The sequence below is a fragment of the Duganella lactea genome (assembly GCF_009857505.1).
Taxonomy (GTDB): domain Bacteria; phylum Pseudomonadota; class Gammaproteobacteria; order Burkholderiales; family Burkholderiaceae_D; genus Rugamonas; species Rugamonas lactea.
This window is the reverse complement of sequence record NZ_WWCP01000003.1, coordinates 206,318-220,168: the sequence shown is the minus strand read 5'-3', so window position 1 is coordinate 220,168 and position 13,851 is coordinate 206,318. Positions and strand designations below refer to the sequence as shown.

Sequence of the window (13,851 nt, the reverse complement as noted above, 5' to 3'; positions counted from 1 at the left end):
GCCGCGGCACCAGCCGCACCAGCCGCACCAGCCGCACCAGCCGCACCAGCGCCGGCGGCGGCACCCGCACCGGCCGCACCAGCCGCACCAGCCGCCGCGCCAACCCCGGCTGCCGCACCAGCACCGCGCAGCGCCTACGCCATTGTGCGGGGCGGTAACGACAGCATGACCGTGTCCGCCACCACGCAGGACATCCGCAACGTCGCGCAACTGCGCCAAAGCCTGAAGCGCGACTTCCTGTGGTTCCGCGACGGCGACAAAACCTATCTGGTCAGCGATCCTTCCTTGCTGGCCCGCATCGACGCGGCGTGGACGCCGGTCAACCGCCTCGACGCGCAGATGAACGAGCAGGGCAAGAAAATCGACGCGCAAGGCAAGATCGTGAACGCCCTCGGCGAGCAGATCAACACTGCCGCCAACCAGTTCAGCAAGCAAGCCGAGCGCGATGTCGCTGTCCAACAGCGCCAGATGGAGCAAGTGGCGCTGGCGCAGCAAAAAGTCGCCCGCCGCATGGAGCTGGCCGCGCGTGACATTGCCGCTGACAACACGCCTGAAAAAGCGCGTGAATTCGCTAAAAAAATGGCGCTTCTGCAAGCGGAAATGGCGCCGTTGCAAAAACAGATGGCCGAGTATCAGCGCGAGCTGTCGGCCAAGACGGCCGAGCTGTACCAACAGCATCAGCCGATGAAAGCGCTGAATCAGAAGATGGTCGAGGCCAGCCGTCCCATGGGCGAGCTGAATGTGCGCATGGGCGAGCTCAGCTTGAAACACACTGACGCCGTGCGCGAAGCGGAGCGCGTGCTGAAATCGCTGATGCAAGAGAGCTTGCAAAACGGCAAAGCCACCCCCGCGCCAACGGCCTAGGCCGGTACACATGGAACGCATGCGCCCCAGGGATCCCCGCCTGCGCGGGGATGACCACGTATAATCATGGGATGCACAATCTTCTTCACAATCTCAACGAGGAACAGCTCGCCGCTGTGACCTTGCCCGCGCAGAGCGCGCTGATTCTGGCCGGCGCCGGCTCTGGTAAAACCCGTGTTCTGACCACCCGTATCGCCTGGCTGATCCAGACCGGCCAGGTGTCGCCTTCCGGCATCCTGGCGGTGACCTTTACCAACAAGGCCTCCAAGGAGATGCTGACCCGCTTGTCGGCGATGCTGCCGATTAACACGCGCGGCATGTGGGTCGGCACCTTCCACGGCTTGTGCAACCGCCTGCTGCGCACCCATCACCGCGACGCCGCGCTGCCGCAAACCTTCCAGATCCTCGATTCGCAGGACCAGCTGTCGGCCATCAAGCGTCTGCTCAAGGCTCAAAACGTGGATGACGAGAAGTTCCCGCCGAAGGACATCATCTACTTCATCAACAACGCGAAAGATTCCGGCCTGCGCGCCGACAAGATCGATCCGTACAACGCGGATGAACGCAAGAAGGTGGAGCTGTACCAGCTCTACGACGACCAATGCCAGCGCGAAGGCGTGGTCGATTTCGCCGAGCTGCTGCTGCGCACCTATGAACTGCTGAGCCGCAACCAGCCGCTGCGCGAACATTACCAGCAGCGCTTCCAGCACATCCTGGTCGATGAGTTCCAGGATACCAATGACCTGCAGTACAAATGGCTGAAACTGATCTCCGGCCAAGGCACGCAGAGCCAAAGCGCGCTGTTCGCGGTCGGCGACGATGACCAGTCGATCTATGCCTTCCGCGGCGCCAACGTCGGCAATATGAGCGCCTTCGAGCGCGAGTTCCACGTCAAGAATCTGATCAAGCTGGAGCAGAACTACCGCTCGCACGGTCACATCCTGGACGCGGCCAACGTGCTGATCGCCAATAACAGCAAGCGCTTGGGCAAGAATCTGCGCACCGACGCCGGTCACGGCGAGCAGGTGCGTGTCTACGAGGCCAACTCCGACCTGTCGGAAGCCGCGTGGATTATCGAAGAGACCAAGAACCTGATCCACGACGGCGCCTCGCGCAGCGAAATCGCCGTGCTGTACCGCTCCAACGCGCAGTCGCGTGTGATCGAGCATGCGCTGTTCTCGGCCGGTATTCCTTACCACGTCTACGGCGGTCTGCGCTACTTCCAGCGCGCCGAGGTCAAGCACGCCATCGCCTATCTGCAACTGATGGACAACCCGCATAACGATTCGGCTTTCCTGCGCGTGGTCAACTTCCCGGCGCGCGGGATCGGCGTGCGTTCGATCGAGACTTTACAGGCGGCCGCCGACCAGTACCGCATTTCGCTGTACGCGGCGGTGCCGCACGTCACCGGTAAGGCCGGCACCTTGCTGGGCGGCTTCGTCAAGCTGATCGAGGGCACGCGCTTTGAAACGCAGCAGATGGCCTTGCCGGAACTGGTGCGCGTGGTGCTGGAGCAATCGACGCTGCTGACCCACTACGCCACCGAGAAGGAAGGCGCCGACCGCATCGAGAATCTGGAGCAGATGGTCAGCGCCGCCACGCAGTTCGTGTCGGAAGAGGGCTACGGCCAGGGCGCGCCGGCGCACCTGGGGCCGCAGGCGCAGGCGGCGTCCGGCGCGGCGGTGATCAACGAGGATGGCTTCGAGATTCTCGACGCCGACGCGCCATTGTCCGCCGTGATGTCGCCGCTGTCGGCCTTCCTGTCGCACGCCTCGCTGGAGGCCGGCGACAACCAGGCCACCATCGGCCAGGAAGCGGTGCAGATGATGACGGTGCACTCGGCCAAGGGGCTGGAGTTCAACAACGTCTTCATCACCGGTCTGGAAGAGGGCTTGTTCCCGCACGAGAGCAGTTCGCGCGAGCACGACGGTGTAGAAGAGGAGCGCCGCCTGATGTACGTGGCGATCACCCGCGCCCGTCAGCGCCTGTACCTGAGCTTCGCGCAGACCCGCATGCTGCACGGCCAGACCCGCTACAACATGAAATCACGCTTCTTTGATGAGTTGCCGGAAGACGCGCTGAAGTGGCTGACGCCGAAAGTCCAGCCGAACTGGTTCGGCGCCAGGAAGTCGGCCTGGGACGAGGCGCCGCTGGTCGGCTCGGACAACGCGCTGGCGCAAAAGATGATCGCCAACAAAGCCATTGGCGCCGGCGCCGGCTGGCGTCTCGGCCAGTCGGTCGCCCACGCCAAGTTTGGCGAGGGCGTGATTGTCAATATCGAGGGGAGCGGCAATAACGCCCGGGCTCAGATCAACTTCGGCGCCGCCGGCATGAAGGTGCTGGACCTGAGCATCGCCAAGCTGGAAAAGCTTTAAGGCTTTTTCAGATCGACGGCCGTCGGCGTCACCGGCGGCGTGCCGAAGATCTGGCGGTAGGCGGCGTACAGCGTGCAGTGCATCAGCACGATCATCAGCAGCATCACGGTGAAGATCCCCGTCACCTCGGCTTGCGCCGAGCTGAACAGGATGACCGGGATCGCGGTCAGTACCTGGAACATCAGGAACAACAGCACCGACGTCATCAGGAACGCCTTGATGTCGCGCGTGACCGTCACCACGCTGTAGAACAGCGCCTTGCCGATCGGCATGCTCTGCCAGTAGATCAGCGGCGCCGCCAGGCAGCTCAGCATCCAGCCGATCATGTACAGCGTCGAGGAAATGAACAGCGCGCCGCGCGAGTTCTCGATCAGGTCCTGGTCCATCGGCATCTGGCGCGTGGCCATTTTCATCAGCACGCCGTCGTCCAGCATCGACAGCACGGCGATCGACAGCAGCATCACCAGCAGATACAGGCCGCCCAGCAACAGCAGCGGCTTGCGCGCCGGCTTGCGGAAGCCGATGAACACCAGATGCGGCATCGCCCGCTTGCCCTGGTCGACATCGGCGCAACCCTGCAGCAGCGCCACTGTGAACAGCGGCGCAAGCACGATCGGCGCCATGCCGCCGATCAGCGGAATGAACAGCGACACCATGCACAGGAACATGCAACTGAAGAACAGGGCCATCAGCGCGCCCGGTTGTTTGCGGAACACCTCCAGGCCCTGCTTGACCCATTGCCAGCCGGCGCGTGCGGGGAGCTTTTCCATCAGAGCAGTCCCGGCGCCGGCGTGGCGATGCGTTGACGCAGAATCCGTTCGAAGTGCCCCGGATCGTGCGGCGTCAGCATTTCCGCCTCGCGCGGACGGTAGAAGTCATACAGGCGCGACAGCCAGAAGCGCAGCGCGCCGGCGCGCAGCATCGCCTGCCAGGCGTGCTGCTCGGCCTCGGTGAACGGCCGCACGGCGTGGTAGGCATCCAGCAGGGCGCGTACACGGGCGTGATCCAGCGCGCCGGTGCCGAGGTCGATGCACCAGTCGTTGACGGTGACGGCGACGTCGAACAGCCAGGCGTCGCAGCCGGCGAAGTAGAAGTCGAAGAAGCCGGTCAGGCGCTCGCCGTCGAACATCACGTTGTTGCGGAACAGGTCGGCGTGTACGGGCCCCACTTGCAACTGCTGGTAGGTCTGGCAGGCGGCGAAGGTTTCCTGGTAGTGCACTTCCGCCTTCAGCAGGTGCGCCTTGTCTTCCGGAATGTAGGGCAGCACCAGCGGCGTGGTTTCATGCCACCACGCCAGGCCGCGCAGGTTGGGCTGGCGCAGCGGGAAGTCGCGGCCGGCCAGATGCATGTTGGCCAGCATGGCGCCGACGGCGGCGCAATGCACCGGCAGCGGCGCCATCTGCGAACTGCCTTCGAGCTTGGTGACGATGGCCGCCGGCTTGCCGTGCAGCGCGCTGACCAGTTCGCCCTGATCGTTGGCGATCGGGGCTGGGACCAATACGCCGCGCTCGGCCAGGTGGCGCATCAGGTTGAGGTAAAACGGCAGTTGTTCAAACGACAGGTTCTCGAAGAGGGTCAGCACGTACTGCTGTACCTGCCCATCGCGCTCGGTCGTCAGAAAGAAGTTGCTGTTCTCGATGCCGGAACTGATGCCTTTGAGCTCAAGCGCTTTGCCGAGCGGAAATTGGGTGATCCACTGGGAGACATCTTCCAGCGATACCGGGGTAAAGACTGCCATGTGCGAGTGTGTTGGTGGGTTGGAGTTTTAACGGGCAGGTGGCGGTGGTGGTGGCGGCACGTTGTCGGTCGCCTCTTCTTCCGCCGCTTTCTTTTTCTTCTGGCCGAGGTCGAATTCCATCACCGTCCATTGCGCGCCGCGCAGCGGGCCGGCGGTGCGGTCGCCGGGCAGGGCGGTGCCGGTCGGCTGCTTGTTGCTCAGGGTGTAGGTGCTGGGCCCGCTTTTGACGGTGGTTTCGACCACATTGCCGCTGTTGTCGCGGCGTTCGGTGATCTGGGTTCCGGACTTTTGCTGTTGCTGCTGTTTGGAGGTGATGGTCACCGCGTCATCCGCGACTTCTTCGATCTTTTCCAGTTTTGGCGGGGCCTGGCCCGGCGTCGACTGGGCCAGCGCCGTGTGGGCGCTCAGGGTCAGGAGCAGGGCAGGCCAGAGAGGAGAGATGCGCTTCATGATATTGCCTTTAACAGAGAAAAAGCCGCGGAATTTTTTGTGTATGATCCATTGTAACACCTGCGATAATGTTGCATTCACGCCTAAGCATCCTCACATCGTACCTATGCAAAATACCCTGTTGTTAGTAGACGGCTCCAGCTATCTTTACCGCGCGTTCCACGCGCTGCCCGACCTGCGCAGCCCGGACGGTCACCCGACCGGCGCCATGCACGGCATGGTCAATATGCTACGCCGTCTGCGCGCCGATTTTCCGGCCGCCTACATCGCCTGCGTCTTCGACGCCAAGGGTAAAACTTTCCGTGATGACATGTATCCGGAGTACAAGGCCACCCGCGCCGCGATGCCGGACGACCTGCGGCTGCAGATCGAGCCGATCCACGAGGCGGTCAAGGCCATGGGCTGGCCGATCCTGATGGTCGACGGCGTGGAGGCGGACGACGTGATCGGCACGCTGTCGGTCGAGGCGGTCAAGGCCGGCATGAACGTGGTGGTGTCCACCGGCGACAAGGATCTGGCGCAACTGGTCAACGACAAGGTCATGCTGATCAACACCATGACCAACGAGAAAATGGACGAGGCCGGCGTGCTGGCCAAGTTCGGCGTGCCGCCGAACCGCATCATCGACTACCTGACCCTGATCGGCGACACCGTCGACAACGTGCCGGGCGTGAACAAGTGCGGCCCGAAGACGGCGCTCAAATGGCTGAGCGCCTACGACTCGCTGGACGGCATCATCGCCAACGCCGATCACATCAGCGGCGCGGTCGGCCAGAACCTGCGCGACGCGCTGGCATGGCTGCCGAAGGGCCGCGAGCTGATCACCGTCAAGCTGGACTGCGACCTCGCCGGCCACATGACGTCGATCAGCGAATCGCTGGTGGCGCGCGAGGAAGACAAGGAGGGCCTGCTGGCCTTCTTCGCCCAATACGGTTTCAAGACCTTGCTGCGCGACCTGGGCGCGGCCGCCGGCGCGCCGGCCTCGACCGTTAAGGTGTCGCTGGACGCGCCGGTGGGCGGCGCCGCATCGATGAATGGCGACCTGTTCGCCGAGCCGGTGATCGCCACCTACGAAACGGTCACCACCGACGAGCAGCTGGACCAGTGGCTGGAGCGCATCAACGCCGCCGAACTGACCGCCGTCGATACCGAAACCACGTCGCTGGAGCCGATGCTGGCGCAACTGGTCGGCATTTCGCTGTCGGTCAAGGCCGGCGAGGCTTGCTATATTCCGGTCGCCCACGCGTATCAGGGGGTGTCGCCGCAGCTGGAGCGCGACCATGTGCTGGCCAAGCTCAAGCCTTGGCTGGAAGACGCCGCCAAGCTGAAAGTCGGCCAGAACCTGAAGTACGACAGCCACATCTTCGCCAACCACGGCGTGTCGCTGCAGGGCATCCATCACGATACGCTGCTGGAATCGTATGTGTTCGAATCGCACCGTTCGCACGATATGGACAGCCTGGCGCTGCGCCACCTGAACCACACCACGATTCCGTTCGTGGACGTGTGCGGCAAGGGCGTCAACATGATCACCTTTGACAAGGTGGAGATCGGCCGCGCCACCGAGTATGCGGCGGAGGATGCCGACATCACGCTGCGCCTGCACCAGAACATGATCGGCGAGGTGGAGAAGGACGAGAAGCTGAACTTCATCTACCGTAACATCGAACTGCCGACCGCCGTGGTGTTGCAGAAGATCGAGCGCAACGGCGTGCAGATCGACGCCGACCTGCTGGCGCGGCAGTCGTCCGAACTGGGCGCGCGCATCGCCGAGCTGGAGGCCAAGGCGCACGAGCTGGCCGAGCAACCGTTCAACCTCGGCTCGCCGAAGCAGATCGGCGAAATCTTCTTCGAGAAGCTGAAACTGCCGGTGGTGAAGAAAACCCCGAGCGGCGCGCCATCCACCGACGAGGAAGTGCTGCAAAAGCTGGCCGAGGACTATCCACTGCCGAAAGTGCTGCTGGAATACCGCAGCCTGTCCAAGCTGAAATCGACCTACACCGACAAGCTGCCGAAGGGCATCAATCCGCAAACCGGCCGCGTGCACACCAACTACGCGCAGGCGGTGGCGGTGACCGGCCGCCTGGCGTCCAACGACCCCAATTTGCAGAACATTCCGATCCGCACCAAGGAAGGCCGCCGCATCCGCGAAGCCTTCGTGGCGCCGGCCGGTTCGCACCTCGTCTCGGCCGACTATTCGCAGATTGAGCTGCGCATCATGGCGCACATCTCGGAAGACGCCAATATGCTGCGCGCCTTCGCCGAAGGGGTGGACATTCACCGCGCCACCGCCGCTGAAATCTTCGGCATCGATCCGCAGGCCGTGGAAAGCGAGCAGCGCCGCTACGCCAAGGTCATCAACTTCGGCCTGATCTATGGCATGAGCGCGTTCGGCCTGGCCGGCAACCTCGGCATCGAGCGCGGCGCGGCGCAGAACTATATCGACCGTTACTTCGCGCGCTTCTCGGGCGTCAAGCAGTACATGGACGACACGCGCCTGCAGGCGAAGGCGCGCGGCTACGTGGAGACGGTGTTCGGCCGCCGCCTGTGGCTGCCGGAGATCAATTCGCCGAACGGTCCGCGCCGCCAGGGCGCCGAGCGGGCCGCGATCAACGCGCCGATGCAGGGCACGGCGGCCGATCTGATCAAGCTGGCCATGATCGCGGTGCAGGACTGGCTGGAGGCCGGGAAGCTGGGCACGCGCATGATCATGCAGGTGCACGACGAACTGGTGCTGGAAGTGCCGGACGCCGAGCTGGAACTGATCAAGCGCAAATTGCCGGAGCTGATGGCCGGCGTGGCGCAATTGAAAGTGCCGCTGATCGCCGAAGTCGGCGTTGGCGCGAACTGGGAGGAAGCACATTGAGTATGTGCTTCCGCACATGAATTCGTCGCTCCCGCCGGCGCGGGAGTGACGGTATCTTACGGAGGATTTCGATGGACGATTTGACGCGTGATGCGGAAAGTTTGCTGGCTAAAACCCCTTTGTCGGACGGCGTCGACCGCCGCGGCTTCCTGAAAACCGCGCTGGGCACCGGCTTTGCCGCCGCCACGCTGCCGGTGATGGCGCAAAACGTCATCAAGACCGACACCGCCGGGCTCACCGCCGGCACCATCCAGATCAACGTCAACGGCCAGAACGTCCCCGTCTACCGCGCCCAGCCGGAAGGCAAGACCAACCTGCCGGTGGTCCTGGTGATCTCGGAAATCTTCGGCGTTCACGAGTACATCGCCGATGTCGCCCGCCGCTTCGCCAAGCAAGGCTACCTGGCGCTGGCGCCGGACCTGTTCATCCGCCAGGGCGACCCGACCAAGGCCGCCTCGATCGCCGACCTGCAGCGCGACATCATCGCCAAGACGCCGGACGCCCAGGTGTTCACCGACCTCGACGCCGTGGTCGACTGGGCCAAGGTCAACGGCGGCAATGGCGACAAGATCGCCATCACCGGTTTCTGCTGGGGCGGCCGCATCACCTGGATGTACGCCGCCCACAATCCATCGATCAAGGCGGGCGTGGCCTGGTATGGCCGCCTGAAAGGGGACCTGAGCGCCAATTTTCCCAGGCACCCAATCGATGTTGCTGGCACTCTGACCGTGCCCGTCCTGGGCCTGTACGGCGCCAAGGACAGCGGCATCCCGCTGGAGACGGTGGAGATGATGAAAGCCGGGCTGGCCAAGGGGCCGAACAAGTCCACCTTTGTCATCTATCCGAACTCCGGCCACGCCTTCCACGCCGACTACCGGCCGAGCTACAACGAGGCCGACGCCAAGGATGGCTGGGGCCGCGCGCTGGCCTGGTTCAAGCAAAACGGGGTGGTGTGAACGGTTTTTAAGCAGAAATGCATGCCGAGGAGTAAAATAACGGCCCGGCAGGCACACGGACGCCTGCCGCTTCAGTATCAGAGGCTATAACATCGATCCCGTACTCGTTTCAATCATACTGGCAACCACACTGGCTGGCGTAGTGAGCATCACTGCGGCGGCCGTGTTGTCGTTTACGTTGCTGTCCAAGGTGGTCGAGCGGATGGTCAGCCTGTCGGTCGGCCTGATGCTGTCGACCTCGCTGCTGCACGCCCTGCCGGAAGCGTTCGAATCGCACGCCAGCCCGCGCCATCTGTTCGCCACCTTGCTGGCGGGACTGCTGGCGTTCTTCCTGCTGGAAAAGCTGGCCATCTTGCGCCATTCGCACCATCACGAGCACGACGGCCACCATCACCATCACGGCCACGACAAGCACGAGGCGGGCAAGGCCGGCTGGATGATTCTGGTCGGCGACGGCATGCACAACTTCACCGACGGCATCCTGATCGCCGCCGCTTTCCTGGCCGATCCGCAACTGGGGCTGATCACCGGCCTGGCCATCATCGCCCACGAAATTCCGCAGGAAATCGGCGACTTCATCGTGCTGCTGAATGCCGGTTTCTCGCGCACGCGGGCGTATGTGTACAACCTGCTGTGCAGCATGTTGTCGATCGCCGGCGGCTTGCTGGGCTACTACATGCTGGACCGCGCCAGCGAATTTATTCCCTACGTGCTGGTGTTCGCCTCGTCCGGCTTCATCTACATCGCCGTCAGCGATCTGATGCCGCAGATGCAGCGCCGCGCCACCTTGCGCGAGTCGGTGCCGCAAGTGCTGCTGATCGCGGCGGGCGTCGCCATCGTCGTGTTCCTGGTCGGCGCCCGCCACTAAGTCAGCAAGTCTCGCTCCGGCGGGTAGGTGATGCGCAGGCCTTCAAGGCCAGCGATGCGATAGCTGATCCTGGTCAAATTGCGGATTGTGGCGCGACTTCGGCACGGTGCGGATGTCCAGCACAAAGTCGATGCCGTTCTGCTGCGGCAGTCCGATAAAGTCCTCGATGGAGCGATTTGAGTGACCGATGGTGCAGACGGTTTCCATGGCGGCATTTTGCCACGCTCATCCCAAGCGCCGCGTGCCGTTGGTGGCGCCTCAACCGCCCGTTGTGATCGCGAGGAGTATGATGGCGTAATGAACTCCAGACTGAAAAAGCAAGCAGAAGCGCTCGCGGCCCTTAACGCCGAGGACCGGGCTCGACTTGACCGGCTTGCCGCGTTGGCGCAACTTGCTGCGGACGAAATTTGGCCGGAGGTTTGGCAGTACGGCTTTGATGGTGCGGAGGAAAGTGTTCAGGCTGATCTGGCGTCAGAGGAGTATTTCAAAGCGAATCCAGGTATCGATAATATTGATGTGATGCAAAAGGCGCGTGTACTGGTGGCCGCTTATGGCAAGCCAAAACGTCAAACCGGATAGCTTGCCGGTTCGCTGGCCACCGCACGCGGAGGCTGCCTACTTGGAGTTGTTGAGAATTCGGATCAAGCGCTGGGCGCGCCATATCCGCAATCTTAGCTGCCGGTCGCCACCGGGCGGTTGGGATCACCCACCCATTCGCTCCACGAGCCGGGGTAGAGCGCGGCGCCCGGCAGGCCGGCGACTTCCAGGGCCAGCAGATTGTGGCAGGCGGTCACGCCGGAGCCGCATTGCATGATGGCTTTCGACGGTTCGTCGAACAACGGCGCGAATTCGGCCTTCAGTTGCGCGGCGTCCTTGAAGCGGCCATCGGGCGTCAGATTGTCTTTGAAGAAGCGGTTTTTGGCGCCCGGAATATGGCCGCCGACCGGATCGATGGTTTCGTTCTCGCCGCGATAGCGGTCGGCCGCGCGCGCATCGACCACCGTGCGTGCGTGCGTCGACAGGTTGGCCAGCACATCGTCCACCGCCACCGTCGACACCAGCGACGCGCGTTCGCTGATCGCGCCCGGTGTGCGGCGCTCGGCGTGCGTCACCATCGGCAGGCCGGCCGCCTGCCAGGCCACTAGGCCGCCATCGAGCACCGCCACCGCCGGATGGCCGACCCAGCGCAGCAGCCACCACAGCCGCGCGGCGAACATGCCGCCGTGGGCATCGTAAGCCACCACTTGCGTATCGTCGTTGATGCCGAAGCCGCGCAGCGTCTCGATCAGGGCCGCGCGTCCCGGCAGCGGGTGACGGCCGAGAAACTTGCCGTCCGCCGCGCTCTTCGCGCCGGACAAGTCCGTATCCACATTGGCAAACTGCGCGCCGGCGATGTGGCCGATGGCAAAGCTGTCGTGCCCCGCGTGCGGATGTATCAGATCATGGCGGCAATCGAGGATGACCCACCGCGGGTCGTCCAGATGTCGGGACAGGGTGGCGGCGTCGATCAGGGTGGTGTGCATGGACGGTTTCCTTATTCCTTATACTTCGCTGGCGATCGGATCGGTGTTCGAAATGGCCTTGCCTTTATCGGTATTGCGGGTATTGTAGAACGTCGCGGCCATGCCGGACAAAAGAATGATGGCGATGCCCGCCCAGCTGTGCCAGTCGAACACATCGCCGAACACCAGCACGCCCCAGATACTGGAGAACACGATGCCGGTGTATTGCAGATTGGCCACCACCAGCGTGTTGCCCAGGCTATAGGCGCGCGTCATGGCGACCTGCGCGCTGGTGGCGCACACGCCGACGGCCAGCAACAGCAAGCCGCTGCGCCAGGAGGTGATGGGATGCCATTCGGGGCCGTTGGCGCCGCCGGTCAGGTACACACCGGCCAGGCCGGCCACCAGGTTCATCACCGTGAAATAGAAGACCACGCGGTTTTCCGGCTCGCCCGCGATGCCCAACTTGCGCACCTGCATATACGCCATCGCCGTCAGCATCGACGAGCCGAGCGCGATCAGCGCCGGCGTCAGCTGGTTGGCGTCGAAGGCCGGGCGCAGCAGCAGCGTGACGCCGACGAAGCTGGCCACCACCGCCACGATCAGCGGCCATTTGACATCGCCCTTGGCGTGCCACCAGCCCATGGCGAACAGCCACACGGCGATCCAGATCGGCGACAGGTAGTTGAGGGTCATCGCCGTGGCCAGCGGCAACTCGCCGATCGAGTAATACCACAGCCACAGCGAAATCACGCCGATGACGCTGCGCCACAGGTGGGCGCCCGGCATCGTCGTGCGGAAGGAGCCGCCCTGCAGCCTGATCATGCCGCCGAGGACGATGACGCCGACCACGCCGCGATACATCACCAGTTCGGAGGTTGAGAACTCGGTGGACGCCAGTTTGACGCAGACCCCCATGACCGCAAACATGAAACTGGCAAACAACATCCAAAGTGACTGCATCGCGCCTGTGCCTTACACGTTAAACTTGCTGCGGTACCACTCGTGGAAATGCTGCATGCCGTCTTCCATTGGTGACTGGTAGGGGCCGCCGTCGTTCTCGCCGCGGTCGAGCAGCGCCTTGCGGCCGGCGTCCATGCGCTGGCCGATCTCGTCGTCCTCGATGCAGGTTTCCATGTAGGCGGCGCGCTCGGCCTCGATGAACTCGCGCTCGAACAGCACGATTTCCTCCGGGTAGTAGAACTCCACCACGTTTTTGGTGCGCTGCGGGCCTTCCGGCCACAGCGTCGAGACGATCAGCACGTGCGGATACCACTCGACCATGATGTTCGGATACAAGGTCAGCCAGATGGCGCCGTACGGTGGCGGCTCGCCGCCACGGAACTTCAGCACCTGCTCTTGCCAGCGCTGGTAAATTTCCGAACCGGATTTCTGCAGGCCCTTGTGCACGCCCACCGTCTGCACGCTGAACTCCTTGCCGAACTCCCAGCGCAGATCGTCGCAGCTGACGAAGTTGCCCAGGCCCGGATGGAATGGCTCGACGTGGTAATCCTCCAGGTAGACCTCGATGAAGGTCTTCCAGTTGTAATTGCACTCGTGCACTTCCACGTGGTCCAGCATGTAGCCGCTGAAATCCAGGTCCTTGGTGACCGACAGCTGGTTCAGCGCTGCCATGACGTTGTAGCCATTCTGCTCGAACAGCAGGCCATTCCAGTTTTGCAACGGGACCTTCGGCAGGTTCAGGCACGGCGTTTCAGGGAAATGCGGCGCGCCGATCAGTTCACCCTTGAGGTCGTACGTCCAGCGGTGCAATGGGCAAACGATATTGTTCGTATTGCCACGGCCGTTGAGCATCAGCGCCTGACGGTGGCGGCAGACGTTGGACACCAGCTCCACCCCCTGCGCGTTACGCACCAGCATACGGCCCTCGTTTTCGGCGGCAAGCGTCGCATAGTCGCCGACATTCGGCACCATCAACTCGTGCCCGACGTAGCGGGGACCAGCCTTGAAAAGTTGCTGCATTTCACGCTGCAGTAGCGTTTCGTCAAAATAGACGTTGACCGGAAGTTGCGCAGTTGGCCGCGCTAATTTGGCGTGGGTACCCAGATCGGACATCCAAACCCCCCTTAATTAAAAATCAAACCAAGAAGAGACAGAATCCGTAAAGACAACCCGCATAACTTGAATGCGTTGAGGTGGTATTTAGGACAGAACCGGCGATTATACCGTGTTTTACTCTCGTGAGGCAGCCCGATCTGCGCGTTTACTGTG

General features: G+C 63.0%; 13 protein-coding genes. 6 read left to right on the top strand and 7 right to left on the bottom strand.

The features are described 5' to 3' along the window. Positions 1 to 165: 165 nt before the first annotated feature. Positions 166 to 864 (top strand): hypothetical protein, encoded by a 699-nt coding sequence (locus tag GTP44_RS05590; protein WP_161018651.1) that lies wholly within the window; start codon positions 166 to 168, stop codon positions 862 to 864. Between the two features lie 71 nt (positions 865 to 935). Continuing rightward, complete coding sequence (locus tag GTP44_RS05585) at positions 936 to 3,239, top strand: UvrD-helicase domain-containing protein (protein ID WP_161018650.1); 2,304 nt, start codon at positions 936 to 938, stop codon at positions 3,237 to 3,239. Here the strand turns inward: GTP44_RS05585 and GTP44_RS05580 are convergent. The 3 genes from GTP44_RS05580 to GTP44_RS05570 are packed head-to-tail and all read right to left on the bottom strand — an operon-like array spanning position 3,236 to position 5,427. After that, positions 3,236 to 4,009: a BPSS1780 family membrane protein gene (locus tag GTP44_RS05580; protein WP_160989572.1), complete on the bottom strand. Its 774-nt coding sequence runs from the start codon at positions 4,007 to 4,009 to the stop codon at positions 3,236 to 3,238. The genes GTP44_RS05585 and GTP44_RS05580 overlap by 4 nt on opposite strands. Continuing rightward, entirely contained in the window at positions 4,009 to 4,977 is a 969-nt protein-coding gene (locus GTP44_RS05575) for a homoserine kinase (protein WP_161018649.1), read from the bottom strand. The genes GTP44_RS05580 and GTP44_RS05575 overlap by 1 nt, the downstream gene beginning before the upstream one ends. A gap of 27 nt (positions 4,978 to 5,004) precedes the next feature. Beyond that, entirely contained in the window at positions 5,005 to 5,427 is a 423-nt protein-coding gene (locus GTP44_RS05570) for a hypothetical protein (RefSeq protein ID WP_160989570.1), read from the bottom strand. Between the two features lie 106 nt (positions 5,428 to 5,533). On the opposite strand from GTP44_RS05570, the gene polA reads away from it, so the two are divergent. The 3 genes from polA to GTP44_RS05555 all read left to right on the top strand — a co-directional run bounded on the left by polA (position 5,534) and on the right by GTP44_RS05555 (position 10,117). Next, positions 5,534 to 8,293, top strand: coding sequence for a DNA polymerase I (polA, locus tag GTP44_RS05565; RefSeq protein ID WP_161018648.1), 2,760 nt, complete (start codon positions 5,534 to 5,536; stop codon positions 8,291 to 8,293). A gap of 71 nt (positions 8,294 to 8,364) precedes the next feature. Continuing rightward, positions 8,365 to 9,249 carry a dienelactone hydrolase family protein gene (locus tag GTP44_RS05560; RefSeq protein ID WP_161018647.1) on the top strand — a complete coding sequence of 295 codons (885 nt, stop codon included), beginning with the start codon at positions 8,365 to 8,367 and terminating at the stop codon, positions 9,247 to 9,249. Positions 9,250 to 9,412: 163 nt separating this feature from the next. Beyond that, the gene (locus GTP44_RS05555) at positions 9,413 to 10,117 is read left to right on the top strand and encodes a ZIP family metal transporter (protein ID WP_371867152.1); all 705 of its coding nucleotides are present in this window, start codon (positions 9,413 to 9,415) and stop codon (positions 10,115 to 10,117) included. Positions 10,118 to 10,159: 42 nt separating this feature from the next. On the opposite strand, the gene GTP44_RS05550 is transcribed toward GTP44_RS05555, so the two are convergent. Then, positions 10,160 to 10,324 (bottom strand): DUF488 family protein, encoded by a 165-nt coding sequence (locus GTP44_RS05550; RefSeq protein ID WP_161018646.1) that lies wholly within the window; start codon positions 10,322 to 10,324, stop codon positions 10,160 to 10,162. A 90-nt stretch (positions 10,325 to 10,414) separates the two neighbouring features. Between GTP44_RS05550 and GTP44_RS05545 the strand changes: the two genes are divergently transcribed. After that, positions 10,415 to 10,696 (top strand): hypothetical protein, encoded by a 282-nt coding sequence (locus GTP44_RS05545; protein ID WP_161018645.1) that lies wholly within the window; start codon positions 10,415 to 10,417, stop codon positions 10,694 to 10,696. A gap of 92 nt (positions 10,697 to 10,788) precedes the next feature. On the opposite strand, the gene GTP44_RS05540 is transcribed toward GTP44_RS05545, so the two are convergent. The 3 genes from GTP44_RS05540 to GTP44_RS05530 are packed head-to-tail and all read right to left on the bottom strand — an operon-like array spanning position 10,789 to position 13,695. Beyond that, entirely contained in the window at positions 10,789 to 11,640 is an 852-nt protein-coding gene (locus GTP44_RS05540; RefSeq protein WP_161018644.1) for a sulfurtransferase, read from the bottom strand. Positions 11,641 to 11,658: 18 nt separating this feature from the next. After that, a complete protein-coding gene (locus GTP44_RS05535; protein ID WP_161018643.1) occupies positions 11,659 to 12,582 on the bottom strand; it encodes a DMT family transporter in 924 nt (307 codons plus the stop codon). Between the two features lie 12 nt (positions 12,583 to 12,594). Next, positions 12,595 to 13,695, bottom strand: coding sequence for an aromatic ring-hydroxylating oxygenase subunit alpha (locus tag GTP44_RS05530; RefSeq protein WP_161018642.1), 1,101 nt, complete (start codon positions 13,693 to 13,695; stop codon positions 12,595 to 12,597). Between the last annotated feature and the right edge of the window lie 156 nt (positions 13,696 to 13,851).

Coding starts and splice junctions, on each gene's coding strand:
- GTP44_RS05590 (WP_161018651.1), top strand. CDS start 166: ATGACCGTGTCCGCCACCACGCAGGACATCCGCAACGTCGCGCAACTG.
- GTP44_RS05585 (WP_161018650.1), top strand. CDS start 936: ATGCACAATCTTCTTCACAATCTCAACGAGGAACAGCTCGCCGCTGTG.
- GTP44_RS05580 (WP_160989572.1), bottom strand. CDS start 4,009: ATGGAAAAGCTCCCCGCACGCGCCGGCTGGCAATGGGTCAAGCAGGGC.
- GTP44_RS05575 (WP_161018649.1), bottom strand. CDS start 4,977: ATGGCAGTCTTTACCCCGGTATCGCTGGAAGATGTCTCCCAGTGGATC.
- GTP44_RS05570 (WP_160989570.1), bottom strand. CDS start 5,427: ATGAAGCGCATCTCTCCTCTCTGGCCTGCCCTGCTCCTGACCCTGAGC.
- polA (WP_161018648.1), top strand. CDS start 5,534: ATGCAAAATACCCTGTTGTTAGTAGACGGCTCCAGCTATCTTTACCGC.
- GTP44_RS05560 (WP_161018647.1), top strand. CDS start 8,365: ATGGACGATTTGACGCGTGATGCGGAAAGTTTGCTGGCTAAAACCCCT.
- GTP44_RS05550 (WP_161018646.1), bottom strand. CDS start 10,324: ATGGAAACCGTCTGCACCATCGGTCACTCAAATCGCTCCATCGAGGAC.
- GTP44_RS05545 (WP_161018645.1), top strand. CDS start 10,415: ATGAACTCCAGACTGAAAAAGCAAGCAGAAGCGCTCGCGGCCCTTAAC.
- GTP44_RS05540 (WP_161018644.1), bottom strand. CDS start 11,640: ATGCACACCACCCTGATCGACGCCGCCACCCTGTCCCGACATCTGGAC.
- GTP44_RS05535 (WP_161018643.1), bottom strand. CDS start 12,582: ATGCAGTCACTTTGGATGTTGTTTGCCAGTTTCATGTTTGCGGTCATG.
- GTP44_RS05530 (WP_161018642.1), bottom strand. CDS start 13,695: ATGTCCGATCTGGGTACCCACGCCAAATTAGCGCGGCCAACTGCGCAA.